Source organism: Bacteroides sp. 1001136B_160425_E2, from assembly GCF_015559655.1.
Lineage (GTDB): Bacteria > Bacteroidota > Bacteroidia > Bacteroidales > Bacteroidaceae > Bacteroides > Bacteroides luhongzhouii.
In genome coordinates, this window is the sequence record NZ_JADMQH010000011.1 from 189,748 (window position 1) to 213,871 (window position 24,124).

Below are 24,124 nucleotides of genomic sequence, written 5' to 3' on the forward strand. Positions count from 1 at the left end.
TACTATAAATATGAGATACTATATAATAGCAATTCTTACTATGCTGACATTATCGGTCGGTTCCGCATCATGTAGCGAAGATGAACCCATACAGGGAGCAGGTCAACAAGTGACTCCGGGTAATGGTTCGGGGTCCGGTGATAATGGCAGTAACAATAATCCCGATGATAATGACAACAATAACGATGATACCCCAGTGAGCAATAATCTTAAAATAACAATCGGACCTGTTTCATTCAATGCCACATTGGACAATAATGAGACAGCGAAAGCATTTAAGAGACTACTCCCTATGACAGTGGATATGTCCGAACTGCATGGTAATGAAAAATATTATTATCTGTCGAATGGTTTGCCGACAGCATCATTCAATCCTGGGACTATTCGGACGGGGGACTTGATGCTTTACGGTTCCACTTGTGTGGTACTTTTTTATGAAACCTTTCCCACCTCATATACTTATACCCGTTTAGGACGCATAACAAATCCTTCAGGACTAGCCTCTGTCCTTGGTTCAGGAGGCGTAAATGTAACTTTTGAAATAACAGATTAAAGAATAAACTAATGGAACAAATAAGAAATAAAGAATATGGAGGCGAACGTCCTCTGTTCGCGACCCACGACCTTCAACTGGAAGATGTAACAATTCACGCCGGTGAATCTGCATTGAAAGAATGTAGTAATATTATAGCAATCAACTGTCGCTTTGAAGGAAAATATCCTTTTTGGCATACCAACGGATTCATTGTGAAAAACTGTCTCTTTACAGAGGGAGCCCGTGCTGCTCTATGGTACTCTCAAAGTCTGCAAATGGCAGATACCTTGGTAGAAGCACCGAAGATGTTTCGTGAAATGGACGGAATAAAACTCGAAAACGTGCAGTTGCCTAATGCTTTGGAAACGTTTTGGTATTGCCGTAATATAGAGCTGAAGAACGTACAGATTGATAAAGCGGATTACCTTTTTATACACAGTGAGAATATTAAGATACAAAACTATACCCAAAACGGGAACTATTCGTTCCAATATTGCAAGAATGTAGAAATCCGTAATGCAGTTATCAACTCCAAAGATGCTTTCTGGAATACGGAAAATGTAACAGTCTATGATTCCGAGCTGAACGGAGAATATCTGGGCTGGCATTCTAAAAACTTACGTTTGGTAAATTGCAGGATTTCGGGGACTCAACCGCTTTGCTACGCACATGATTTGGTGATGGAAAATTGTACGATGGCGGAAGATGCTGACCTTGCTTTTGAACACAGTAGTGTGAAGGCAACGATTAAAAGTCCCGTTCATAGCGTAAAAAATCCTCGTACTGGAAGTATTGTTGCCGAAAGTTTCGGAGCAATCATTTTGGACGAAAATATTAAATCACCAGGAAATTGCGAATTGAAACTTTGGGACGATCTAACCTGTTTTAATTGAAATATGAAGTATAATTTCGATGAAATTATTCCACGCAGAGGAACGAATTCTTATAAATGGGATTCGGCTGAAGATGCGGATGTATTGCCGATGTGGGTAGCTGATATGGATTTCCGTACGGCTCCCCCTGTCGTGGAGGCACTGAAGAAACGGGTGGAACATGGAATTTTCGGTTATGTACGTGTACCTGATGCATACTACGAGGCAGTTGTAAATTGGTTTGCTCGGCGGCATGCCTGGCAGATGGAAAAAGAATGGATTATTTACACTACCGGTGTTGTGCCGGCAATATCTGCTGTAATTAAAGCATTAACGCTGCCCGGAGATAAAGTAATGGTGCAGACACCTGTATATAACTGTTTTTTCTCCTCTATCCGTAATAACGGATGCGAGATGATTGCCAATCCTTTGGTATATAGAAACAGGGGCTATCAGATTGACTTTGATGATTTGGAGAGGAAAGCTTCAGACCCGAAGGTAAAACTTCTGTTGTTATGTAATCCGCACAATCCTGCCGGAAGAGTGTGGAGCAAGCAAGAGTTAAGGCGGATAGGTGAGATTTGTCTTCGAAATAATGTATTTGTGGTTGCGGATGAGATTCATTGTGAATTGGTATTTCTGGGGCATGAATATACTCCTTTTGCTTCCATATCAGAAGAATTCCTACTGAACTCGGTCACTTTTGTTTCGCCTAGCAAAGCCTTTAATTTGGCAGGACTTCAGATAGCCAATATCATTTCCGCAGATGCAGATGTACGGAGGCGGATAGATAAAGCAATTAATATAAATGAAGTCTGTGATGTGAATCCTTTTGGAGTGGAGGCGTTGATAGCTGCTTATAATGAGGGTGAAGAATGGCTGGAAGAACTTAAAATCTATTTGTTTGCGAATTACATCTATTTAAAAGGTTATTTCGAGACCTATCTTCCGGAGTTTCCTGTAATGATGTTGGAAGGTACGTATTTAGTTTGGGTAGATTGTTCGGTTCTGCATCAGGTGTCAGAGGAAATAGTCAAAGACTTGTTGAAGAAAGAAAAACTTTGGGTGAACGAAGGCAGCCTGTATGGAGAGGCTGGTGAAGAATTTATCCGCATCAATATTGCCTGTCCGAGACAGCGGTTGATAGATGGATTAAACAGATTGAAGCGGGCTTTGAAATAATAAAATAATTGTCAGTTTATTGAGAGATCCCCCTTCTCACTCCTGCTCCTTATTTTCGGGTGTATATCTTGGGCTTTGGGAACGCTATATGCCAAATATCGTTCTTCTCGTGAAGAAAAAGTGAATGCTTTTGCCGGTTCTGCCTGACAGATGCTTTTTGCCAGTGGAATGTTTTGGCTTTGTGCTGTTTATATCATTTCGATAATATAATTCCTTATATTTGTATCAGGATGAATAAACCAATAATTTGAGAAATGAGAACAGAAAAAGAAAAAATGTTGGCGGGAGAAGTTTATGATTGTGCTGATAATGAGTTATTGACCAGATGGCATAAAGCAAAGCAGCTTCAACAGGAGTATAATAATACTCTCACTACTGATGCAGGTAAAATTTCTGATTTATTAGATGAATTAATCGGTTCAAGGGGGGATAATGTCTGGATTAGTGCTCCTTTCTTTGTGGACTATGGTGAGAATATTTATATCGGGAAGAATGTAGAGATTAATATGAATTGCGTTTTTCTTGATTGTAACAAGATTGTTATCGGTGATAATTCGGGGATTGGGCCGGGAGTACATATTTATACTGTTTTTCATTCTACAAAGGCATCGGAAAGAACCTCTGAAAACAGTACTTTTTGGAAGTCACAGACAGCTCCGGTGATTATTGGTAATAATGTGTGGATTGGTGGAGGATGCATTATTCTTCCGGGAGTAACTATTGGCGATAATACAACTATTGGGGCAGGGAGCGTTGTCACAAAGTCTATTCCGGCCAATGTGCTGGCGGTTGGCAATCCGTGTAGAATCCTTAAACAGATAGAGGATTGACGCTTCTTTAATATTCGTATTATCTCGTCAGTAAAAAAGTCACTTGTAATGCTATGTTAAGCACTTCCCATTCATAACGTAAAAAATACCTGAACGGGGAGTATAAGGGAGGAATGTGTTGATCTAATAATGACGCTATATCTTTGTATTTAAGATGTCAGGTTTGCGTGCGGAATTTATTAGGAGTCATCCCGACAATTCGTTTAAACATTCGGCTAAGATGTTGTGGATACTGGAATCCGATTTCGTAGGCAATCTGACTCGTTGTTTTATCCGAAGACAAGAGTTGTTCTTTTGCCAGTTCAATCATTTTATCCTGAATATATTCGGAGACGGTTTTACCAGTTTGCTTACGAATCATATCGCCAAAGTAGTTGGGAGAAAGGAATACTTTGTCGGCAAAGTATTTGACCGATGGCAATCCTAAATGTTGCGGAGCATCTCCTTCAAAATATTCATTGAGCAGATGTTCGAAGCGGACGATAATATCATTGTTAACTTTGTTTCGGGTTTCAAACTGCCGTTCGTAAAAGCGCATACAGTAATCAAGCAGCAATCTGATATTGGTACAGATCAGGCGGCGACTGTGTCTGTCGATAGCATGGTTTAGTTCGATTGCTATTTTTTGCAGGCAATCCATTACTATCTGTCGCTCCTCTTCAGAAAGATGGAGTGCTTCATTGGTTTCGTAAGAGAAGAATGAGTAGTTTTTTATTTCTTGTCCGAGGCTAGTGCCTCGTATGAGGTCGGGATGGAATAGGAGGCCGTGCGCATTGGGCTGAATATTTTGGATCAATTCCAAATCAGTAATTTGCCCGGGGCCAAAACAGACAATGGTTCCGTCTTGATAGTCATAATATTGACGACCGTATTTAATATCACCGCATTTTACATTCTTCAAAAATAGCGCATACACTTCATAGCGAAACCATGCGCGTGTAGGCCATGTGGTGGCCTTGGTGAGATCGATGATGCTGACCAACGGATGTTTGGTTTCAAGCCCGAAGATTTCGTTATAACGATTCACGTTATCTATTACAACCATTTCGTCTTTATAATTCTCTTCCATAGCGTTGTCTGCTTTTAGTAGGTTACAAATATAATTCTTTTTTATCCATAAAATTAGTTCTCCATCTTCAAAATCCATGATTGGGGTATAAATATCCGTAAATCGTCTACATCCGGGGTGGATGATTCCCAGTAATTTTGTAATCGGTAATTTAATACTGAAATTCGAACTATCATAAGTTATCAAGATGAAAAAGTTACTGATTGCTTTTCTATTGTTTGCTGCCGCTATTTCGGCCAGCATCATTAAACCGGTTGAGCGGTTTGCCACCGAAAATAATAAAGTACGGTTGTCTCGCATAACAGTCGATTCGGCACGACTGGAAGAATATAATGCTTATCTGAAGGAAGAAATCGAAGCCTCAATGCGATTAGAACCAGGTGTGCTGGTACTCTATGCCGTAGCGGAGAAAGAACGTCCCCACCATGTGACAATTCTTGAAATTTATCTTGATGAAGCAGCTTATAAAAGCCATATTGCTACGCCTCATTTTCAGAAATATAAAAAAGAAACGCTTGATATGGTGCAGTCGCTCGAACTGGTAGATACCACTCCACTCATTCCCGGGCTGAAGATTAAGTAAATTGAATCAGTAATATTGGTTTCTATATCCGTAATTTGTATCATAAAGAGTTGGAACAGAATAGCTAACTTTGCATTATCAGAGAGTTCATAAATAATAAACCATACGTAGTTATATGAGAAAATTGTTTTTTATTATTGTAATAGCTATCGGAATGATGCAAATCCCGATGCAATCTATAAATGCACAGAATATGAAAAAAGAAGAAGTACCTCAAAACATCAGCGCATTTCCGGTAGGAAAAGCGAATACCGGATTCGAACAATATTTCACGGGTAGATCTTGGCTGGCACCGCTGACTGGTAACAAATACTTGAATGTACCCATGTCCAACGTTACTTTTGAGCCTGGCTGCCGGAATAATTGGCACAGCCATACGGGTGGACAACTCCTGATTGCCGTCGGCGGTGTGGGATATTATCAGGAACGTGGTAAAGCTGCGCGCCGTTTGCTTCCTGGTGATGTGGTTGAAATTGCTCCGAACATAGAACACTGGCATGGCGCCGCTCCCGATAGTTGGTTCTCACATCTGGCTATCGGATGCAATCCGCAGGCCAACCAGAATACGTGGTTGGAACGAGTGGATGACCAACAGTATGCCGAAGCAACGAAAGATAACATAGCAATCGGACTGCAAGCTACCGATCCTGAATTGGACGATATATTTAGTAATTTTACAAAAGAAGTGCAAGAATACGGTGCACTGGACATTAAAACCCGTCTTATGGTAACATTGGCATCCAATATTGCTTCACAAGCGCAGGCCGAATACCGCATCACACTCGAAAGCGCCCTTAATGAAGGCATTACTCCGATAGAAATAAAAGAAATCCTTTACCAGTCAGTAGCCTATGCGGGCATGGCTAAGGTCAGAGATTTTATCGGTATCACCAATGATATATTGCTCGCCCGTGGCGTGCGTCTTCCTTTGGAAGGACAATCGGTTGTATTATCCGAAACACGTTTCAATAAGGGACTGGAGTTGCAGAAATCCATATTTGGTGAACGGATAGAACAGATGCATAAGAACGCTCCCGACAATCAGAAGCACATCCAACGTTACCTCTCCGCCAACTGTTTCGGCGACTATCAGACACGTAGCGGACTGAATGTAAAGACCCGCGAACTGATTACATTCTCGATACTTGTTTCTTTAGGCGGCTGTGAATCGCAGGTAAAAAGTCACATACAGGGAAATGTCAACGTAGGGAATAATAAAGATACGTTGCTGGCAGTCGTAACGCAACTATTGCCATTTATCGGTTATCCGCGCACACTCAATGCCATAGCCTGTCTGAACGATGTAATTCCGGAGAAATAATAAGAAAAGTAACGCTCAAACGGTAGAAATAGCCTCCGCTTGAGCGTTTGTCTTTTAAGAAGTTTTCTTGGAATGATGGAGAAGAAAACGATAAGTAATATCGTTTGTTGATGTGGTTTTCATATTTTAGATTTCTCGAAAACACAATAGATGTTAATTGGCTACTAGGCTTGCGAACTAATTTTTGATATGATATGTTGTTTAAAGTGAATAACGAATTAAAAAATGAACTAGAAAGTTAGACATGGACAAATAAAGCATTTCTAATGATTTAGCAGATAAAACATTACATTTTAAAACTTATGATTATGAGAAAATCGATTATTTTATTAGCCTTGATATTGGGTGGACTTACAGCAAAAGCCCAATCAGTTGTGGAAGGTACAAAAGTTACAGATAATTGGTCTGTAGAAGTGAATGCCGGTGCGATCACTCCCCTTACTCACAGTGCTTTCTTTAAAAATATGCGCCCCGCTTTTGGAGTGGGAGTCTCAAAACAATTAACTCCTATCTTCGGTTTGGGATTTCAGGGAATGGGATATGTTAATACCACTCCGAGTAAAACATCTTTTGATGCTTCGGATGTCAGCTTATTGGGTAAAGTCAATTTGATGAATCTATTTGCAGGTTACACTGGCGAACCTCGTTTGTTTGAGGTGGAAGCTGTTGCAGGAATGGGCTGGTTACATTATTATGTGAATGGTGACGGAGATCAGAACTCCTGGTCTACTCGTTTGGGATTGAACTTCAACTTCAACTTGGGTGAAAGTAAAGCATGGACATTGGGTATTAAGCCTGCCATTGTATATGATATGCAAGGCACTTACCCCGAAACAAAGAGCCGTTTCAATGCCAATAACGCAGGTTTCGAATTGACAGCCGGATTGACATATCACTTTAAGACAAGTAACGGAACACATCATTTTGCTAAAGTGAGAGTGTACAACCAAGCTGAAATTGACGGATTGAACTCTTCCATCAATGCGCTTCGTTCAGAGGTGAACAACAAAGATGGTGAAATCAGCAATGCAAATCAGCGGATCAACGGATTACAGGAAGAACTTGAAGCCTGCCGTACAAAGGTGGTTCCGGTAGAAACAGTAGTGAAAACTGCCCGTGTACCCGAATCTATCATTACTTTCAGACAAGGTAAATCATCGGTTGACGCTTCGCAACTTCCTAATGTGGAACGTGTAGCTTCATACATGAAGAAATATGCCGATGCAAAAGTTGTTATTAAAGGATACGCTTCTCCGGAAGGTAGTGTTGAAGTCAACGCAAGAATCGCTGCTGCTCGTGCAGAGGCTGTAAAGACTATCCTTGTTAATAAATACAAGATTAATGCATCCCGCATTACTGCTGAAGGTCAGGGCGTAGGTGACATGTTTACCGAACCGGATTGGAACCGTGTAAGTATATGTACGATTGAGGATTAAATAGATATATTACATAAATAGAATAACAAAGGCTGCCTTTTGGGCGGCCTTTGTTGTATATACAGGTTTTATAGATAAGCGGCTAATTTTTGAATACCCTGAAAGATTAGTAAACAGATTTCTTTGTACATTACATAAAATAGCTATTTTTGCAAGTATTGTTCATGCGCGTTCTGTGTTGAGTGTGCAAATATCAACTATTAAAAACTGTATTATGAAGAGAGTATTTGTTTTTCAAGATTTTAAATCACAAAAATTCTGGAGTATAGAGGTAGTCGGAACAGATGTTACTGTAAATTATGGTAAGCTGGGGACTGCCGGACAAACACAAGTGAAAAACTTCGCGACTACTGAAGAAGCTGAAAAGGCTGCCGGCAAACTGATTGCAGAGAAGACAAAGAAAGGTTATGTGGAAACTGCCGAAGAAACAGCACGTGAAATGAAAGTGGAAGCTAAGAAATATACATTGAGTTATGATGAGTATGAAAACGATGTGAAGCTTTTGGATAAGATATTGAAAGACAAACATCTCTCTGAATATAAACAAATAACGATTGGCTGTTGGGATTATGAGGGCGAGGACTGCTCGGCTTTGTTACAAGGTCTCATTGAAAATAAGGACAAGTTTACACAGATAGAAGGTCTGTTTTGGGGGGATATTGAACAAGAAGAACAGGAAATCTCATGGATTGAACAAGCCGATCTTAGTCCGCTGCTCGATAGTATGCCTAAATTGAAGGATCTGAAAATAAAAGGAACAAACAATCTGCGTTTAGGAAGAACTTCACGTCCGGAGTTGCGGTCGTTGGAAATAATCAGTGGTGGTCTGCCTACTGAAGTGGTAGAGGACATTCTTGCTTCTGATTTTCCCAATCTGGAAAAACTGATTCTATATGTTGGTGTGGAAGATTACGGATTTGAAGGTGATATTGAGATATTCCGCCCGCTTTTCTCCAAAGAGCGTTTTCCGAAGCTGACTTATCTGGGGCTTGTTAATTCTGAAGAACAGGATAGTATTGTAGAAATGTTCCTGGAGTCGGATATTCTTCCTCAACTTGAAACCATGGATATTTCGGCTGGTACTCTTAAAGATGAAGGTGCACAGTTATTATTGGATAATATGGATAAGATCGCTCACTTGAAGTTTATCAATATGCGCTATAATTATTTGAGCAAGGACATGAAGAAACAGTTGCAGAATCTTCCTATGAAAATAGACATTGCCGAAACTGAAGAGGCGGATAAATATGATGGTGAATTGTGGTATTATCCGATGATTACAGAATAGGAGATGCAGATAATCGTTGTCAGCAACTCTTTATCCAAACGTATAGAATACTTTGTTGAAGCAGGTAAGCACTTGCAGACAGAAGTTTGTTTTATGACTTATGAGGAACTTTTTGGCTGCTTGCCGCTATTGCGGCAGGCAGTTATCAAACTGGAACCCTGTGTAAGCGATGAAACTGATTTCCTGAAATATGCGCTGTTGAATCAGGCATATAAGGAGACATTGCAACGTTTGAACAAGATGAGCCTGCCTGATGATGTTCGCTTTTTAAATACTCCTGATGCTTTGTTGCGTGCTCTTGATAAAAAGGAAACTAAAGAGGTTCTGATGGACAAAGGGCTGAAAGTGACTCCGATGTTATCATCTCCACACTCTTTCGATGAGTTACGGCAGCTTCTTGCCGATTGTGGGAGAGGATGCTTTTTAAAACCACGTTATGGTTCGGGTGCGGGAGGCATTATGGCGATTCGTTATCAGCCTAACCGGAATAAGTGGGTGGTCTATACTACGCTGCGGCAAGTGGACGGAGTCATTTATAATACCAAACGAATCAATCGTTTGAGCGTGGAAAAAGAGATTGTCCTGTTAGCAGAAGCTGTGATACAAACAGAAGCTATCCTGGAGGAATGGATTCCTAAAGAACAATTGCAAGGAGAAAATTACGATCTTCGGGTAGTGTGCCGGGAATCTGAAATAGATTATATCGTTGTGAGATGCAGTAAAGGAAGTATTACGAACCTGCACCTGAACAACAAGGCGCATTTGTGGAATGAATTGTCTTTATCCGAAGAAGTGCGGCAACAAATCTATTTTCAATGTCAGGAAGCTGCCCAATCCTTGGATTTGCGTTATGCAGGAGTAGATATATTGATAGAAAGAGGGACGGATATTCCTTATATAATAGAAGTCAACGGACAAGGAGACCATGTTTATCAGGATATGTTTGCCCATAATTCTATTTATATTCAACAAATAAAAAACATAAAAAAGAAATATAACCATGCAAATAGATGAACTGCCGGCTGGCGAACAGACCCATCATCCGGATCTGGATATGAATCAGGTAGTGGGTACTCATGATATATTGATGCTTTGCTTTGACACCTTGCGTTATGATGTCAGCAAAGAGGAAGAAGTGGCCGGAAGAACGCCTGTATTGAACAGTCATGGAGGAGAATGGGAGAAAAGACATGCTCCGGGAAATTTTACTTACCCGTCTCATTTTGCCATCTTTGCAGGATTTCTGCCTTCTCCGGCAGAACCTCATTCATTGCGTAGCCGTAAATGGTTGTTTTTCCCCGTGCAGGCGGGTACAGGACGTATTCCGCCTAAAGGAAGTTATCCATTTACAGAAGCAACGTTTGTGCAGAGTCTTGCCAATACAGGCTATGAAACGATTTGTATAGGTGGTGTGAACTTCTTTAGCAAACGTAATGAGTTGGGGCGTGTATTCCCCGGTTACTTTACTAAAAGTTATTGGCTGCCTGCTTTTGGATGCACAGCACCCGATAGTACTGAAAAACAGATTGATTTTGCATTGAAAAAACTAGAAAATTATCCGGAGGACAAGCGGATCTTTATGTATATCAATTTTTCTGCTATCCATTATCCGAACTGTCATTATGTGGAGGGTAAAATGAAAGATGATAAAGAATCACATGCGGCTGCCCTGCAATATATTGACAGTCAGTTACCTCGTTTGTTTCAGGCTTTTCAGAAGCGGGGCAATACGCTGGTGATTGCCCTTTCCGACCATGGCACTTGCTATGGTGAAGATGGGTATGAATATCATTGCATATCTCATGAAACGGTTTATACAGTCCCTTACAAACACTTTATTTTAACGAAAAAATGAATCAACCGCTACCACGATATGTAGACTATATGTATAGCTATCCACATAAAACTGCCTATCGTCCTTTTCCATCCCCGGTTTCGCTGGTTCCTTATATGGAACAGGTGGAAGGGCAGAAGGCATCGCTTTATTTTCATATTCCTTTTTGTAGTCATAAATGTGGATATTGTAACCTGTTTTCTCTACAAACAAATCGTGCGGATTATATCGCGACCTATTTGGAAGCCCTTCACAAGCAGGCACAACAGTTGTCACCTCTTACCACCGGACTGATATTTGATAGTTTCGCTATTGGAGGAGGTACGCCATTGCTCCTCACTGTTTCCCAACTGGAATACTTGTTGGAGACGGCTACCTTGTTCGGAGTTCATCCTTCACATGCTTTTACTTCCGTAGAGACATCACCGGAGTATGCTGATCCTGCACGTTTGACATTGTTGAAACAAGCAGGAGTGGCTCGTGTAAGTATAGGTATACAAAGTTTTCTCAACGAAGAATTAACAGCTTTGAAAAGACGTCCCCGGCAAGACACGATAAATCAGGCGTTGGAAACTATCGGGAAGATGGAATTTCCTTTTTTTAATATTGACTTGATTTACGGAATCAAAGGACAAACAGTGGATAGTTTTCTCTTTTCCCTGGAGCAGGCTCTTCTGTTTCAGCCTAACGAACTCTTTATCTATCCATTATATGTGCGACAGGGAACAGCTATCACGGAGCGGGAATCTGATGATGTCTGTTTTCAGATGTATTGTGCCGCTCGTGATATGTTGAAAGATAGAGGCTTTCTACAAACTTCGATGCGGCGTTTTGTTCATCATCTGTCTACTGATGCGGAAATCTCATGTGGAGATGAAGTGATGCTTTCGTGTGGTTCCGGTGGACGCAGTTATTTGGGGAATTTGCATTATGCTACCCGGTATACTGTATGTCAGCGCTGTATTGCCGGAGAGATAGATGACTATATGGGCACTGCTGATTTTACAGTAGCTCGTAATGGGTTTATTCTCTCTCAAGAAGAGCGGAGACAACGTTTCATCATTAAAAATCTGATGTATTATATGGGTCTTGATAAAGCCGAATATGAGCGCCGTTTTGGCGAATCACCGGATGATATTCCATTATTCCGGCAATTGGCAGAACGGCAATGGATAGAAAATACAGATAGCCGCATTTGTCTTACTTCCGAAGGAATGGCATATTCTGATTATATTGGTCAGTTATTCATTACTCCTGAAATAAGAGGGCTGATGGAAACTTATTCTTATTGAACGAAATAGAAATGAAAAACGAGGGTTCTTTACTTTCCATCAAACGTATCTATTATCGTGGTAAATTGAATAGCTGCAATTATAGCTGCTCTTATTGTCCCTTCGGCAAAAAGTCGCATCTGGTAGCCACTACGCAGGATGAACAGGCGTGGGACCGTTTTATTACGGCTATTGAACAATGGAAAGGGGGACCTTTGCAGTTATTTATTATTCCTTACGGTGAAGCATTGATACATCGTTATTATCGGAAAGGGATTATCCATTTAGCAGCGTTGCCACAAGTGGCTGGGATTTCCTGTCAGACTAATCTTTCTTTTTCTGCTAAACGGTGGCTTGATGAAATTCGTATGTCTCTGGCTGTTATAAGTAAGATCAGGCTTTGGGCTAGTTTTCATCCCGAGATGGTGTCGGTAGAGAAATTTGTGGGGCAGATTCATATTCTCCATCATGCAGGAATGGAGGTATGTGCCGGAGCCGTAGGAAATCCGTCTGCAAAAGCGGTACTTAATGATTTGCGGAAGACTCTTTCACCGGACATTTATTTGTTTATTAATGCCATGCAGGGATTAAGTTCACCGTTGAGTCAGGAAGATATTCTGTTTTTTAGGCAATTGGATAATCTCTTTGAATACGACTTGAAGAATGCTCCTGCACAATGGGGCGTTTGTGCAGGAGGAAAAAGCAATTGTTTTGTTGATTGGAAAGGGGATATGTATGCTTGTCCCCGAAGTCGGGTGAAGCTAGGTAATTTTTATCAGGGCGATAGCTCTATACTGCCACTATCTTGTAAGAGAAAGGTTTGTGACTGTTATCTTGCTTTTAGTAACCTGAACAACCACCCTCTGCATAGAATAATGGGTGAAGGGACGTTTTGGCGAATACCGGATAGGCCACTTATTACTACTGTTTTCTTCGATGTGGATGGAACGCTGACTGACGCAGGGGGAAAGGTGCCTGAAAGTTATGCTAATGCATTGCGAGCTATGGCACAGTCGGCTTCATTGTATCTTGCCACTTCTCTGTCGATGGAACAAGCAAGAAGGAAACTGGGGAAGACTCTTTTCGATTTATTCAAGGGAGGAGTGTTCGCAGATGGAGGTTTATTGTCTTATTCGGGTCAGGTCAAGTGTTTGCCAGTGGAAGTGCCGGATATTTATGGAGAATCGGCAAAGGTTACTGTTCATAGTTATGAAGGAGTGGTTTACAAATATAGTATATTGGTACGTAATAAAGAACAGAGAGAAGATATTCTTGTCCGGTTAAAAGAAAGTCACTGTCAGGTTTTTCATAAAGCTCCACTTATCACAGTGATTCATCATGAAGCAAGTAAGAAGGAGGGACTACTTCAGCTGTGCCAAGCTTTGAGTCTATCTTCTGAACATACTTTAGTCGTAGGAAATTCGTTAAAGGACTGGCCGATGATGTCCGCAGTGTCTCATTCATGTGCCGTCATGAATGCAGAATCATTATTAAAAGAACGGGCGCGTTATACGCTGAATCCGGATCGGTTATTAGCTTTCTTCCGTTTCTCCAACAGAGATTCTATAGATCGGGTTTTATCTATTAAAATTTGATATCTAGCGAGTTATCTCTTTGAAAAAAAACAGCTAAAATTTGGTAGTTATGAAAACAAAGCCCATATTTGCAGCCCTAAAATAGGGACAGGCATAAAAATCCTCATCGGAGGGTGCTATAATAATAATTATAGTGCTGGATAAGATGAATGGTGTAAATCATTCGCTTGTCCGGCACTTTTTTTATGTTGTAACAAATAAGATAAAGAGGAGAAGTATCGAAGAAACTATGAAAGAGTTAGATTTGACACAAGGAAGTGTACCGAAGGTATTGTTGCAGTTTGCAGTACCTTTCCTGATTGCCAATGTGCTCCAGGCACTGTATGGTGGGGCCGACCTTTTCGTTGTAGGACAATATGATGATTCGGCAAGTGTAGCGACCGTGGCTATCGGTAGTCAGGTGATGCAGACAATTACAGGTATTATTCTGGGCATTACCACCGGAACAACGGTGCTAATTGCCATTGCTACCGGAGCTAAAGACAATCGGAAGGTTGCTTTTACCATTGGCTCTTCTGTATGGCTGTTTTCAATTATCGGCGTGCTGCTTACTTTGGTCATGGTGCTTTTTCATGGTCAGATAGCAGAAGTGATGCATACTCCTGCTGAAGCTATGGCAGATACGAAAAGCTATATTCTGGTATGCTCTATGGGCATTCTGTTTATAGTGGGATATAATGTTGTATGTGGTATTCTGCGTGGATTGGGTGATTCTAAGACACCGCTTTATTTTGTAGGTTTGGCATGTGTAATCAATATAGTGCTCGATTTTATACTGGTCGGTTATTTTCATTGGGGAGCTACAGGAGCGGCTATTGCTACTGTCACTGCACAAGGCGTCAGCTTTGGAATAGCACTTTGTTTTTTATATCGGCATGGATTCCACTTTGATTTCTCACGGAAGGATATCCGTTTGAACCGGAATCTGTCTAAAAAGATCATGGTATTGGGAGCACCTATTGCTTTGCAAGATGCTTTAATCAATGTCTCATTTCTGATTATCACTGTCATTGTGAATCAGATGGGAGTCATTGCGTCTGCTTCTTTAGGTGTTGTTGAGAAAATCATTGTGTTTGCCATGCTGCCTCCGATGGCTATATCGTCGGCTGTAGCAACCATGACTGCACAAAATTACGGGGCGGGACTTATCAAGAGAATGAATAAATGTCTTGCTTCCGGAATAGGGATTGCTCTTGTTTTCGGTGTGTCGGTTTGCGTGTATTCGCAATTCTTGCCGGAGACTCTCACCGCTTTCTTTACGAAAGATACCGCTGTGGTGGCAATGGCGGCAGATTACCTGCGGGGATATAGCATTGACTGTATCATAGTCAGTTTCGTGTTCTGCATTAATTCTTATTTCAGCGGACAAGGGAACTCATTATTCCCGATGATTCACAGTCTGATAGCCACTTTCCTGTTCCGTATACCATTGTCATACTGGTTCAGTCAGATGGATAGCTCGTCGCTGTTTATCATGGGATTTGCTCCGCCCATTTCAACGGTGGTTTCATTATTGATTTGTATCTGGTATTTGCGATATACCCAAAGGAAATTATACTTGAGAGGCACATTGATGCCTGCTATGTCGAATTAGGTGTTTTTAAGTGACATATATTAACTAAAATCTATTCCTTATCAGATGGTTCATTGACTGTTCAATCTAATTGAGTTTGAAAAGTCCTTGGATTATTTGGTAAGGAATATTATTTTTGTATTCCAAATGAAAAACTCAATACCTCGATATACTTTTTATAAGAATAAGTATGGAAGCGAGCTTTTGGTCGATGTTGTAGAACTGAAATATGTGAAGAGGTTCTTGGCTGAAAGTGCTATTCACACTTTGAATTATTATGATGTTACTTTTATAACAGAAGGTAAAGGCAGTTTTTCAGTCGATAACCAAACCTATGAAGTAACTCCATGTGACGTTCTATTCTCTAAACCGGGAGAAATCCGGAACTGGGATACGTATCATATCATCAATGGTTATGCGCTGATTTTCGAGGAAGAGTTCTTGTCTTCCCTCTTTAAAGATTCTTTGTTTGTACAGCATCTTTCGTTTTTTCAGCTGGAAAGCTTTTCATCAAGACTACATTTGTCGAATGAGCTTTATGCCCGTATATTCCAAATTTTGCATCATATAAAGATGGAGATTGATTCGTATCAGCAAAACGGTGTGCATGTATTGAGAGCGTTGCTTTATGAAGTCCTGATGTTATTGGACCGGGCTTATCTTAAAATGACTTCGATAGAAGAGGGCGGGAGTAGAGAAACGACTAATAATCATGTAAGTAAATTCATGAAATTGGTAAATATCCATTCAAAAGAGCAACATTCGGTTCAGTATTATGCGGATAAACTCTGTATTACTTCAAACTATTTGAATGAGATGGTAACCTCGACAATGGGCTTCAGCGCAAAACAATATATTCAGAATAAAGTGATGGATGAGGCTAAAAGACTGCTCGTTTATACAAACTTCCCCGTATCGGATATTGCTTTTGAACTCTGCTTTTCAACGGTTTCCTATTTTATCCGCAGCTTCCGGCAACATACGGGAGAAACTCCATTATTTTATCGGAAAACACATAAACCGTAAAAAGTACTATTTTCCCCCTTCTTTTTATTACGCCGTTTTTCTTCTATTTTTCTACTTTCGCATCAGATAATAACTAACAATAAAAAATGAAATGATGAAAGATGTAGAAAAAACAGTAGGGAACATGATTGATAAGTTGAAAACAGCTTTTATCGGTTCTATAGACAGTGAAGGGTTTCCTAATATCAAGGCAATGTTGCAGCCTAGAAAGAGAGAAGGGATAAAAACGATTTATCTGACAACGAATACTTCATCCATGCGTGTAGCACAATACCGGGAAAACAATCATGCTTGTATTTATTTTTGTGATAACCGCTTCTTTCGGGGAGTAATGTTGCGTGGCACCATGGAAGTTTTGACAGACAGTGCCAGTAAAGAGATGATATGGCAGGAAGGCGATACAATGTATTATCCCGAGGGAGTCACCGATCCCGACTATTGTGTATTGAAATTTACGGCAACTTCCGGTAGGTTTTATAGTAATTTCAAATCGGAGAGCTTTATCGTAGAATAAAACTCATAGTATATAAGAGATACTAAGAGACAGAGCTTTTATAGTCTCAATGTGCTATTTTTAAGATTGTATAAAAGAATAGCGACTTTAAAAACAATGAACCAGTGAATAAACGGCATAAATTAGTGCAATAATATGCGGAAATGCAGGTCTATTTCGCATAAAACTACATACGGTATGCATCTTTTCTTGCAGGCAAAGCGTTCGTTCCTCGGTGAGGAGCGAGGTGTTCCTCGGTGTGCGTCGCTATCTTCCTCACCGGGGAACTTGTTAGTCATCGTTGAGGAAGCTGAAACCGGTCTTTTTGATGGTGCTTTTTCTCTAGTTTGGCATAACTGTTAGAAAGGATAGGAATAATAAAAAGAACGGTTTATCTTAGTATTTTATATTGAATGGTGAATGAATAATGGAAAATAGCTGCTATTTGGATGATATATGTCCCAAATGATAACAAGAAAGAACTTTCTCCCGACAGATGCCGGGCTTTTTTCTATTTTTCTTAAATCGTTATGCTATTGTCTCTCTTCCTGATTGCTTAAATATTCCTTTTTTAAGAATGGTCATTCTTTCATTCATTTTATGCTTCCGGACAGAATCCGTTTTTATAAAACAGATAACTTTCCTCTATCGCATCGGCAGTATCAGCTTCTAATGCATATAATATTTCTTTGCAAAATTCCAGTTGCCCGGTTCCGTTGGCAGTTACAATATTTTCGTCTCTTACAGCTTGTTCATTGATATAGTTCGAATCGCCTGTATATTTATCCCCAGCATATTGTTTTAGATAATTGAGCGTATTGCTGGTATGCTTTACCTCATTAAGGAAACCGTGCATACCCAGAAAAACAGAAGCATTACATATTCCGGCAACTAATTTCTTTTCTTTAATAGCTTTTTCTACAAGTGGAACTATCAATTCAGCTTCAGGTGAGAACCAGTTCATACCGCCAATTAACACCAGCCCCGCATAATCTTCTGCCATATCTTTTAGCCCATAATCAGGCAGCACTCTGAATCCGCCTATTGAACTTACAGGTTCTTGGGTTATTGATAGGGTTTTCACTTTATAACTAATAGGATTTCCGGGCTTGACTCCCTGATTCAAACAGGTAGCTATATATGCGCCTTCCCAGTCGGCGAACCCTTCTAAAATTACAAATATTACTTCTTTCATATATGATTCTAATTTTTAGTGAGTACAAAGGTGTGATATTTAATTGACTTTTGTAGTAGTAATTGTGGTAAAATCTCGAATAATACAATTAAAATATGATTATTCAATTTACAATAGGAAACTTTTTATCATTCAAAGAGCAATGATGAAGGGCGTGAAGTAAAAACTATAACTTTTCCATTCAGGAAAAATGAATTGGAAGGTACAATACCTTATGGGGGAGTGCGATACGCTCGGAAAAGAAATGACTCAATTAACGGAAGATAAATTTTTTGTCCGTACTGGGACTGTCAATACACAAACAGGTAAACTTGTCGTCGCAGGTTATTATGATACAAACAATAATAACAAGTATGACAAAACAGATAAGGATGAAATCTTAATCTATGATTTGAAAACCTTGAAGTTAGCTTCGAGAATATGACTTCTGGCTAGATAGCCAACTGTGTACAAAGTAGAAAAGTGAAATAAAAAAAGCTCTGTAATCATTGAATTACAGAGCTTTTTCTTTGTTTCGCTTTCTTAAGAAGCGGTGCGTACGGGACTCGAACCCGTGACCCCATGCGTGACAGGCATGTATTCTAACCAACTGAACTAACGCACCAAATTTTATTTGGACTAACTTTTTTTATTTCTTTCTGCCTCTCTATTGAAGAAGCGGTGCGTACGGGACTCGAACCCGTGACCCCATGCGTGACAGGCATGTATTCTAACCAACTGAACTAACGCACCAAATTTTATTTGGACTAACTTTTTTTATTTCTTTCTGCCTCTCTATTGAAGAAGCGGTGCGTACGGGACTCGAACCCGTGACCCCATGCGTGACAGGCATGTATTCTAACCAACTGAACTAACGCACCAGAATTTCATTTTGTTAATCTGTATCTCTCTCGATTGCGGGTGCAAAGGTAGTTGTTTTTTGTAAATCTGCAAGCGTTTTGAGAAAAGTTTTTTTCAAGAAAAAACGAGAAAAACGCTTAGTGTCTCATTTTGAGTACTTTTGTAATGAAATAAATATTGTTTTTTTTTCTCTTCGGATAGTGACGCTATCCGGTTGTTATAGTGACGCCATCACGATAGGATAGCGTCACTATCTGAAGTCAATAGCGTCACTATCCTGAAGTTTGTCATTCTATTCATAGAAAATAACTCTCGATATCTTTCTATCTGTAAGAAATCACCGTTTTTATATCAACTTTCTGCTTGAATAATTCGTAATTTTGCAATAAATCGTTATTTTTGCGGACTAAAATAAGAAAGGTGGAAAATAATCCGCCTAGAATCGTTAATTAGTAAAAAGAATGATGACAACAGCCAAACTGTTATTGCACTGTCCCGACAAACCGGGAATCCTTGCAGAAGTGACAGACTTTATTACGGTAAACAAAGGAAATATTATCTATCTGGATCAATATGTAGATCATGTAGAGAACATATTCTTCATGCGTATTGAATGGGAACTGAAAGACTTTCTGGTTCCGCAGGAGAAAATTGAAGATTATTTCAGAACTCTCTACGGGCAAAAATATGAAATGGATTTTCGTCTTTATTTCTCTGATGTAAAACCACGTATGGCTATTTTCGTTTCTAAGCTGTCACACTGTCTTTTCGATATGTTAGCACGGTATACAGCCGGAGAATGGAATGTAGAAATACCTCTTATTATAAGCAACCATCCGGATTTGCAGCACGTAGCAGAGCGGTTTGGAATTCCTTTCTATCTGTTTCCTATCACAAAGGAGACAAAAGAAGAACAGGAGCGTAAGGAGATGGAACTGCTTGCCAAACATAAGATTACATTTATTGTATTGGCACGCTATATGCAAGTAATTTCCGAGCAGATGATTAATGCTTATCCGAACAAGATTATCAATATTCACCATTCTTTCCTTCCTGCGTTTGTAGGGGCGAAGCCTTATCATGCGGCTTTCCAGAGAGGTGTGAAAATTATTGGTGCAACTAGTCATTATGTAACGTCAGAACTGGATGCCGGACCGATTATTGAACAGGATGTAGTACGCATTACTCATAAAGACGCTATTGAGGACCTTGTAAATAAGGGAAAAGATTTGGAAAAAATCGTTCTTTCGCGTGCAGTGCAGAAGCACATCGAACGTAAAGTTTTGGCTTATAAAAATAAAACAGTAATATTTAGCTGATGAAAGTAGCAGTTGTAAAATACAATGCCGGCAATATTCGTTCTGTGGATTATGCTTTAAAGCGGTTGGGTGTGGAAGCGGTGATTACTGCTGATAAAGAAGAACTCCAATCAGCAGATAAAGTTATTTTCCCCGGAGTGGGAGAGGCGGAAACTACCATGAACCACTTGAAAGCAACGGGAATGGACGAACTGATAAAAAATCTCCGTCAGCCTGTATTTGGAATTTGTCTCGGTATGCAGTTGATGTGTCGGTATTCTGAAGAAGGAGAGGTCGATTGTTTGAATATCTTTGATGTGGACGTGAAACGTTTTGTTCCACAGAAGCATGAAGATAAAGTTCCGCACATGGGTTGGAACACAATTGGGGAAACGAACAGCAAACTCTTTGAAGGATTCACCGACGAAGAATTTGTCTACTTCGTGCATAGTTTTTATGTGCCTACTTGTGACTTTACTGCTGCTACAACTGATTATATTCATCCGTTTAGTGCTGCTTTGCATAAAGATAATTTTTATGCTACCCAGTTTCATCCGGAGAAAAGCGGCAAGACGGGAGAGAAAATTCTGACGAACTTTTTGAATCTATAATAAACTATGTTGCCGTTTATAATAAACTCCATCATAGTTTATAATAAACTCGTTCATCGTTTATAATAAACTTTTAGCAAATAAATAATAGATGATAGAAATTATTCCAGCCATTGATATTATTGACGGAAAGTGCGTACGCCTTTCCCAGGGAGATTACGATAGTAAAAAGGTGTATAATGAAAATCCGGTGGAAGTTGCCAAGGAGTTTGAAGCGAACGGTGTTCGCAGGCTTCACGTGGTAGACTTGGACGGTGCCGCTTCTCATCATGTAGTCAATTATCGGGTGTTGGAACGGATTGCTGTACACACTTCTCTTGTTATCGATTTTGGTGGTGGAGTAAAGAGTGATGAAGATTTGAAAATAGCTTTTGAAAGTGGAGCGCAGATGGTTACAGGTGGAAGTATTGCGGTGAAAGATCCGGAATTGTTCTGTCATTGGCTGGAAGTATATGGCAGTGAGAAAATCATTCTGGGGGCAGATGTGAAAGATCATAAGATAGCTGTCAATGGTTGGAAAGACGAAAGTGCCTGTGAACTTTTTCCATTTCTTGAAAATTATATAGATAAAGGTATACGAAAAGTAATCTGTACGGATATTAGCTGTGACGGAATGTTGGGTGGTCCTTCGATTGATTTATATAAGGAGATGCTGGCTAAATTTCCCGATCTCTATCTGATGGCTAGTGGTGGGGTGAGTAAGGTGGATGATATTGTTGCTTTGGATGAAGCTGGTGTTCCCGGAGTTATTTTCGGTAAGGCATTATATGAAGGACATATTACCTTAAAAGATTTGAGAATCTTTTTATAATTAGTGTACCAGAATGAAATGGCTGTTTATATTTTATATTATAAATGGCTACCTTATTGTTATAAGAGGAAATAAAGAATCAAGCTTTAGGAATATAGATTATAAATTGTTGAACAATAAATAAAATAGGATTGTGTTAGCAAAAAGAATAGTACTTTGTCTGGATATAAAAGACGGACAAACTGTGAAAGGAACGAATTTTGTCAATTTGCGCCAAGCTGGTGATCCGGTAGAGTTAGGCCGTGCTTACAGTGAACAAGGAGCAGATGAACTTGTTTTTCTGGATATCACCGCAAGTCATGAAGGACGTAAGACTTTTACGGAATTGGTAAAACGGATTGCTGCTAATATCAATATCCCATTTACCGTAGGTGGCGGCATCAACGAATTAAGTGATGTAGACCGCCTGTTGAATGCAGGGGCGGATAAGATCTCTATCAATTCTTCCGCTATCCGTAATCCTCAATTGATTGACGAGATTGCAAAGAATTTCGGTTCGCAGGTTTGTGTGTTGGCGGTAGATGCCAAACAAACCGAAAATGGTTGGAAATGTTACTTGAATGGAGGACGTATCGAAACGGATAAAGACTTGTTTGAGTGGACAAAAGAAGCTCAGGAACGCGGAGCTGGAGAGATTCTCTTCACAAGCATGAATCACGATGGTGTAAAGGCCGGTTATGCAAATGATGCACTTGCCGCTTTGGCGGATCAGCTTTCCATTCCTATCATTGCTTCGGGAGGTGCGGGTTGTAAAGAGCACTTCCGCGATGTCTTTTTACAAGGAAAGGCGGATGCTGCATTGGCTGCCAGCGTTTTTCACTTCGGAGAAATTAAAATTCCCGAATTAAAATCGTATCTTTGCGGCGAAGGAATTACTATCAGGTAATTGCTGCGTAGCAAAAATTAGCCTTTAGGCTGCGGTGAAGGAATTGCCATCAGGAGGGAGGCACCTCGGCCGGGTTTTCCTGCAGATGGATAATATATTTAGATAAATAGAATGGGATATCTGCAAAAAACTCCGTAGGCGAAGAGAGCGTAATTGTAATTTGAAATAGTAATTAGAACTTATATAAAAATGGAATTGGATTTCGATAAAATGAACGGACTTGTTCCGGCTATCATACAGGACAACGAGACACGTAAAGTCTTGATGCTGGGTTTCATGAATAAAGAAGCTTATGATAAAACGGTAGAAACCGGAAAAGTGACATTTTTTAGCCGTACCAAGAATCGTTTGTGGACAAAAGGCGAAGAAAGCGGTAACTTCCTTCATGTTGTATCTATAAAGGCCGATTGCGACAATGATACACTATTGATTCAGGTAGATCCGGTAGGCCCCGTGTGCCACACAGGTACAGATACTTGTTGGGGTGAGAAAAACGAAGAACCGGTTATGTTCCTGAAAGTATTGCAAGATTTCATAGACAAACGTCATGAAGAAATGCCTGAAGGGTCTTATACTACCAGTCTGTTTCAGTCGGGAATCAATAAGATAGCTCAAAAAGTAGGTGAAGAAGCTGTAGAAACAGTAATTGAAGCAACAAACGGTACTGACGAACGTTTGATCTACGAAGGAGCCGACCTTATTTATCACATGATTGTATTGCTTACTTCAAAAGGCTATCGTCTCGAAGACCTTGCACGTGAATTGCAGGAAAGACACAGCAGTACATGGAAGAAGCACTAAACAATGAAAATTTAATAATTAAAAATTAAAACAGGAGCCAGTATGGATGACGAGGCGTTGATTCAATATAAGAACGTAGAAATCCATCAACAGGAACTCTGTGTGCTAAGCGACGTAAATCTGGAATTGCACAAAGGAGAGTTCGTCTATTTGATCGGAAAAGTAGGCTCGGGAAAAACGAGTTTGCTCAAGACCTTGTATGGCGAACTGGACGTAATTGACGGTGAAGCGGAAGTGTTGGGCTATAACATGCGTTCTATCAAACGTAAACATATCCCGCAATTGCGCCGGAAATTAGGCATTGTCTTTCAGGATTTTCAGTTGCTCACAGACCGAACTGTATATAATAATCTGGAATTTGTGCTTCGTGCCACAGGCTGGAAAAACAAACAGGAAATCCAAGACCGCATTGAAGAAGTGCTTCAATTGGTGGGAATGTCCAACAAAGGTTATAAGCTCCCGAACGAGCTTTCCGGTGGAGAGCAACAACGCATTGTGATTGCACGTGCCGTACTCAATTCTCCCGCTATTATTCTGGCGGATGAACCCACCGGAAATTTGGATGTAGAGACAGGTAAAGCCATTGTTGAATTGTTGCGCAATATCTGTGAATCCGGCTCATCCGTAGTGATGACAACGCACAATCTGCAATTGCTGAAAGAGTATCCGGGCAGGGTATATCGTTGTGCCGACCATCAGATTGTAGATGTGACAGCCGAATACATGCCCAGACAGAGAACAATAGAAATAGATTTAAATATAGATAACTAAAAC

24 protein-coding genes, 3 tRNA genes and 1 pseudogene are annotated in these 24,124 nt (G+C 40.1%); 23 read left to right on the plus strand and 5 right to left on the minus strand.

Features of this window, described 5'->3' with window-relative positions:
* Window positions 1-10: 10 nt before the first annotated feature.
* From I2I04_RS12985 to I2I04_RS13000, 5 genes and pseudogenes are all read left to right on the plus strand, one after another.
* Window positions 11-553: a cyclophilin-like fold protein gene (locus I2I04_RS12985; protein WP_255553100.1), complete on the plus strand. Its 543-nt coding sequence runs from the start codon at window positions 11-13 to the stop codon at window positions 551-553.
* Window positions 554-564: 11 nt separating this feature from the next.
* On the plus strand, window positions 565-1,428 hold the full coding sequence (locus I2I04_RS12990) for a DUF3737 family protein (RefSeq protein WP_195655196.1): 864 nt from the start codon (window positions 565-567) through the stop codon (window positions 1,426-1,428).
* Window positions 1,429-1,431: 3 nt separating this feature from the next.
* A complete protein-coding gene (locus tag I2I04_RS12995) occupies window positions 1,432-2,589 on the plus strand; it encodes a MalY/PatB family protein (RefSeq protein ID WP_195655197.1) in 1,158 nt (385 codons plus the stop codon).
* Window positions 2,590-2,628: 39 nt separating this feature from the next.
* Window positions 2,629-2,733: pseudogene (locus I2I04_RS23530) on the plus strand (EamA family transporter); the annotation flags it as partial.
* 110 nt (window positions 2,734-2,843) lie between these two features.
* Window positions 2,844-3,419, plus strand: a complete 576-nt coding sequence (locus I2I04_RS13000) for a sugar O-acetyltransferase (RefSeq protein ID WP_055235299.1) — start codon at window positions 2,844-2,846, stop codon at window positions 3,417-3,419.
* A gap of 157 nt (window positions 3,420-3,576) precedes the next feature.
* Here I2I04_RS13000 and I2I04_RS13005 read toward each other — a convergent pair whose 3' ends face one another.
* The gene (locus I2I04_RS13005; RefSeq protein WP_143259669.1) at window positions 3,577-4,488 is read right to left on the minus strand and encodes a helix-turn-helix domain-containing protein; all 912 of its coding nucleotides are present in this window, start codon (window positions 4,486-4,488) and stop codon (window positions 3,577-3,579) included.
* A 187-nt stretch (window positions 4,489-4,675) separates the two neighbouring features.
* Here I2I04_RS13005 and I2I04_RS13010 point away from each other — a divergent pair, with 187 nt between their 5' ends.
* From I2I04_RS13010 to I2I04_RS13060, 11 genes are all read left to right on the plus strand, one after another.
* Window positions 4,676-5,071: a putative quinol monooxygenase gene (locus I2I04_RS13010; RefSeq protein WP_143259671.1), complete on the plus strand. Its 396-nt coding sequence runs from the start codon at window positions 4,676-4,678 to the stop codon at window positions 5,069-5,071.
* Window positions 5,072-5,186: 115 nt separating this feature from the next.
* Window positions 5,187-6,392, plus strand: a complete 1,206-nt coding sequence (locus I2I04_RS13015; protein WP_195655198.1) for a cupin domain-containing carboxymuconolactone decarboxylase family protein — start codon at window positions 5,187-5,189, stop codon at window positions 6,390-6,392.
* A 302-nt stretch (window positions 6,393-6,694) separates the two neighbouring features.
* The gene (locus I2I04_RS13020) at window positions 6,695-7,828 is read left to right on the plus strand and encodes an OmpA family protein (RefSeq protein ID WP_185911511.1); all 1,134 of its coding nucleotides are present in this window, start codon (window positions 6,695-6,697) and stop codon (window positions 7,826-7,828) included.
* A gap of 214 nt (window positions 7,829-8,042) precedes the next feature.
* The gene (locus tag I2I04_RS13025; protein WP_143259675.1) at window positions 8,043-9,116 is read left to right on the plus strand and encodes an STM4015 family protein; all 1,074 of its coding nucleotides are present in this window, start codon (window positions 8,043-8,045) and stop codon (window positions 9,114-9,116) included.
* 3 nt (window positions 9,117-9,119) lie between these two features.
* On the plus strand, window positions 9,120-10,130 hold the full coding sequence (locus I2I04_RS13030) for an STM4014 family protein (protein WP_195655199.1): 1,011 nt from the start codon (window positions 9,120-9,122) through the stop codon (window positions 10,128-10,130).
* Complete coding sequence (locus I2I04_RS13035; protein ID WP_143259679.1) at window positions 10,117-10,971, plus strand: STM4013/SEN3800 family hydrolase; 855 nt, start codon at window positions 10,117-10,119, stop codon at window positions 10,969-10,971. The genes I2I04_RS13030 and I2I04_RS13035 overlap by 14 nt, the downstream gene beginning before the upstream one ends.
* Window positions 10,968-12,242, plus strand: a complete 1,275-nt coding sequence (locus I2I04_RS13040) for an STM4012 family radical SAM protein (protein ID WP_195472949.1) — start codon at window positions 10,968-10,970, stop codon at window positions 12,240-12,242. The genes I2I04_RS13035 and I2I04_RS13040 overlap by 4 nt, the downstream gene beginning before the upstream one ends.
* Window positions 12,243-12,253: 11 nt before the next feature.
* The gene (locus tag I2I04_RS13045) at window positions 12,254-13,816 is read left to right on the plus strand and encodes an STM4011 family radical SAM protein (RefSeq protein WP_195655200.1); all 1,563 of its coding nucleotides are present in this window, start codon (window positions 12,254-12,256) and stop codon (window positions 13,814-13,816) included.
* 229 nt (window positions 13,817-14,045) lie between these two features.
* On the plus strand, window positions 14,046-15,410 hold the full coding sequence (locus I2I04_RS13050) for an MATE family efflux transporter (protein ID WP_143259685.1): 1,365 nt from the start codon (window positions 14,046-14,048) through the stop codon (window positions 15,408-15,410).
* Between the two features lie 126 nt (window positions 15,411-15,536).
* A complete protein-coding gene (locus I2I04_RS13055) occupies window positions 15,537-16,415 on the plus strand; it encodes an AraC family transcriptional regulator (protein ID WP_195655201.1) in 879 nt (292 codons plus the stop codon).
* 91 nt (window positions 16,416-16,506) lie between these two features.
* Entirely contained in the window at window positions 16,507-16,929 is a 423-nt protein-coding gene (locus I2I04_RS13060; RefSeq protein WP_195655202.1) for a pyridoxamine 5'-phosphate oxidase family protein, read from the plus strand.
* A 577-nt stretch (window positions 16,930-17,506) separates the two neighbouring features.
* Here the strand turns inward: I2I04_RS13060 and I2I04_RS13065 are convergent.
* Window positions 17,507-18,103 (minus strand): type 1 glutamine amidotransferase family protein, encoded by a 597-nt coding sequence (locus I2I04_RS13065; RefSeq protein ID WP_195655203.1) that lies wholly within the window; start codon window positions 18,101-18,103, stop codon window positions 17,507-17,509.
* A 190-nt stretch (window positions 18,104-18,293) separates the two neighbouring features.
* Here I2I04_RS13065 and I2I04_RS13070 point away from each other — a divergent pair, with 190 nt between their 5' ends.
* Complete coding sequence (locus I2I04_RS13070) at window positions 18,294-18,527, plus strand: hypothetical protein (protein WP_195472954.1); 234 nt, start codon at window positions 18,294-18,296, stop codon at window positions 18,525-18,527.
* A gap of 106 nt (window positions 18,528-18,633) precedes the next feature.
* On the opposite strand, the gene I2I04_RS13075 is transcribed toward I2I04_RS13070, so the two are convergent.
* The 3 genes from I2I04_RS13075 to I2I04_RS13085 form a co-directional block, all read right to left on the minus strand.
* A tRNA-Asp gene (locus I2I04_RS13075) sits at window positions 18,634-18,707 on the minus strand.
* A gap of 54 nt (window positions 18,708-18,761) precedes the next feature.
* A tRNA-Asp gene (locus I2I04_RS13080) sits at window positions 18,762-18,835 on the minus strand.
* A 54-nt stretch (window positions 18,836-18,889) separates the two neighbouring features.
* Window positions 18,890-18,963, minus strand: a tRNA-Asp gene (locus tag I2I04_RS13085).
* Window positions 18,964-19,404: 441 nt separating this feature from the next.
* Here I2I04_RS13085 and purU point away from each other — a divergent pair.
* The 6 genes from purU to I2I04_RS13115 all read left to right on the plus strand — a co-directional run bounded on the left by purU (window position 19,405) and on the right by I2I04_RS13115 (window position 24,121).
* Window positions 19,405-20,262, plus strand: a complete 858-nt coding sequence (gene purU, locus I2I04_RS13090; RefSeq protein ID WP_032812087.1) for a formyltetrahydrofolate deformylase — start codon at window positions 19,405-19,407, stop codon at window positions 20,260-20,262.
* Complete coding sequence (gene hisH, locus I2I04_RS13095) at window positions 20,262-20,852, plus strand: imidazole glycerol phosphate synthase subunit HisH (RefSeq protein WP_008025486.1); 591 nt, start codon at window positions 20,262-20,264, stop codon at window positions 20,850-20,852. Before purU ends, hisH begins: the two co-directional genes overlap by 1 nt.
* Before the next feature lie 91 nt (window positions 20,853-20,943).
* The gene (gene hisA / locus I2I04_RS13100) at window positions 20,944-21,663 is read left to right on the plus strand and encodes a 1-(5-phosphoribosyl)-5-[(5-phosphoribosylamino)methylideneamino]imidazole-4-carboxamide isomerase (RefSeq protein ID WP_143260675.1); all 720 of its coding nucleotides are present in this window, start codon (window positions 20,944-20,946) and stop codon (window positions 21,661-21,663) included.
* A 133-nt stretch (window positions 21,664-21,796) separates the two neighbouring features.
* Entirely contained in the window at window positions 21,797-22,549 is a 753-nt protein-coding gene (gene hisF, locus I2I04_RS13105) for an imidazole glycerol phosphate synthase subunit HisF (protein ID WP_195655204.1), read from the plus strand.
* 189 nt (window positions 22,550-22,738) lie between these two features.
* Window positions 22,739-23,350, plus strand: a complete 612-nt coding sequence (gene hisIE / locus I2I04_RS13110) for a bifunctional phosphoribosyl-AMP cyclohydrolase/phosphoribosyl-ATP diphosphatase HisIE (RefSeq protein ID WP_195655205.1) — start codon at window positions 22,739-22,741, stop codon at window positions 23,348-23,350.
* A 42-nt stretch (window positions 23,351-23,392) separates the two neighbouring features.
* Window positions 23,393-24,121: a cell division ATP-binding protein FtsE gene (locus I2I04_RS13115; protein ID WP_143260669.1), complete on the plus strand. Its 729-nt coding sequence runs from the start codon at window positions 23,393-23,395 to the stop codon at window positions 24,119-24,121.
* Window positions 24,122-24,124 lie beyond the last annotated feature (3 nt).

Coding starts and splice junctions, on each gene's coding strand:
- I2I04_RS13020 (WP_185911511.1), top strand. CDS start 6,695: ATGATTATGAGAAAATCGATTATTTTATTAGCCTTGATATTGGGTGGA.
- I2I04_RS12995 (WP_195655197.1), top strand. CDS start 1,432: ATGAAGTATAATTTCGATGAAATTATTCCACGCAGAGGAACGAATTCT.
- I2I04_RS13010 (WP_143259671.1), top strand. CDS start 4,676: ATGAAAAAGTTACTGATTGCTTTTCTATTGTTTGCTGCCGCTATTTCG.
- I2I04_RS13055 (WP_195655201.1), top strand. CDS start 15,537: ATGAAAAACTCAATACCTCGATATACTTTTTATAAGAATAAGTATGGA.
- I2I04_RS13030 (WP_195655199.1), top strand. CDS start 9,120: ATGCAGATAATCGTTGTCAGCAACTCTTTATCCAAACGTATAGAATAC.
- I2I04_RS13070 (WP_195472954.1), top strand. CDS start 18,294: ATGAATTGGAAGGTACAATACCTTATGGGGGAGTGCGATACGCTCGGA.
- hisA (WP_143260675.1), top strand. CDS start 20,944: ATGATAGAAATTATTCCAGCCATTGATATTATTGACGGAAAGTGCGTA.
- I2I04_RS13005 (WP_143259669.1), bottom strand. CDS start 4,488: ATGGAAGAGAATTATAAAGACGAAATGGTTGTAATAGATAACGTGAAT.
- purU (WP_032812087.1), top strand. CDS start 19,405: ATGATGACAACAGCCAAACTGTTATTGCACTGTCCCGACAAACCGGGA.
- I2I04_RS13000 (WP_055235299.1), top strand. CDS start 2,844: ATGAGAACAGAAAAAGAAAAAATGTTGGCGGGAGAAGTTTATGATTGT.
- I2I04_RS13050 (WP_143259685.1), top strand. CDS start 14,046: ATGAAAGAGTTAGATTTGACACAAGGAAGTGTACCGAAGGTATTGTTG.
- I2I04_RS13065 (WP_195655203.1), bottom strand. CDS start 18,103: ATGAAAGAAGTAATATTTGTAATTTTAGAAGGGTTCGCCGACTGGGAA.
- I2I04_RS12985 (WP_255553100.1), top strand. CDS start 11: ATGAGATACTATATAATAGCAATTCTTACTATGCTGACATTATCGGTC.
- hisH (WP_008025486.1), top strand. CDS start 20,262: ATGAAAGTAGCAGTTGTAAAATACAATGCCGGCAATATTCGTTCTGTG.
- I2I04_RS13115 (WP_143260669.1), top strand. CDS start 23,393: ATGGATGACGAGGCGTTGATTCAATATAAGAACGTAGAAATCCATCAA.
- I2I04_RS13025 (WP_143259675.1), top strand. CDS start 8,043: ATGAAGAGAGTATTTGTTTTTCAAGATTTTAAATCACAAAAATTCTGG.
- I2I04_RS13040 (WP_195472949.1), top strand. CDS start 10,968: ATGAATCAACCGCTACCACGATATGTAGACTATATGTATAGCTATCCA.
- I2I04_RS13060 (WP_195655202.1), top strand. CDS start 16,507: ATGATGAAAGATGTAGAAAAAACAGTAGGGAACATGATTGATAAGTTG.
- hisIE (WP_195655205.1), top strand. CDS start 22,739: ATGGAATTGGATTTCGATAAAATGAACGGACTTGTTCCGGCTATCATA.
- I2I04_RS13015 (WP_195655198.1), top strand. CDS start 5,187: ATGAGAAAATTGTTTTTTATTATTGTAATAGCTATCGGAATGATGCAA.
- I2I04_RS13045 (WP_195655200.1), top strand. CDS start 12,254: ATGAAAAACGAGGGTTCTTTACTTTCCATCAAACGTATCTATTATCGT.
- I2I04_RS13035 (WP_143259679.1), top strand. CDS start 10,117: ATGCAAATAGATGAACTGCCGGCTGGCGAACAGACCCATCATCCGGAT.
- I2I04_RS12990 (WP_195655196.1), top strand. CDS start 565: ATGGAACAAATAAGAAATAAAGAATATGGAGGCGAACGTCCTCTGTTC.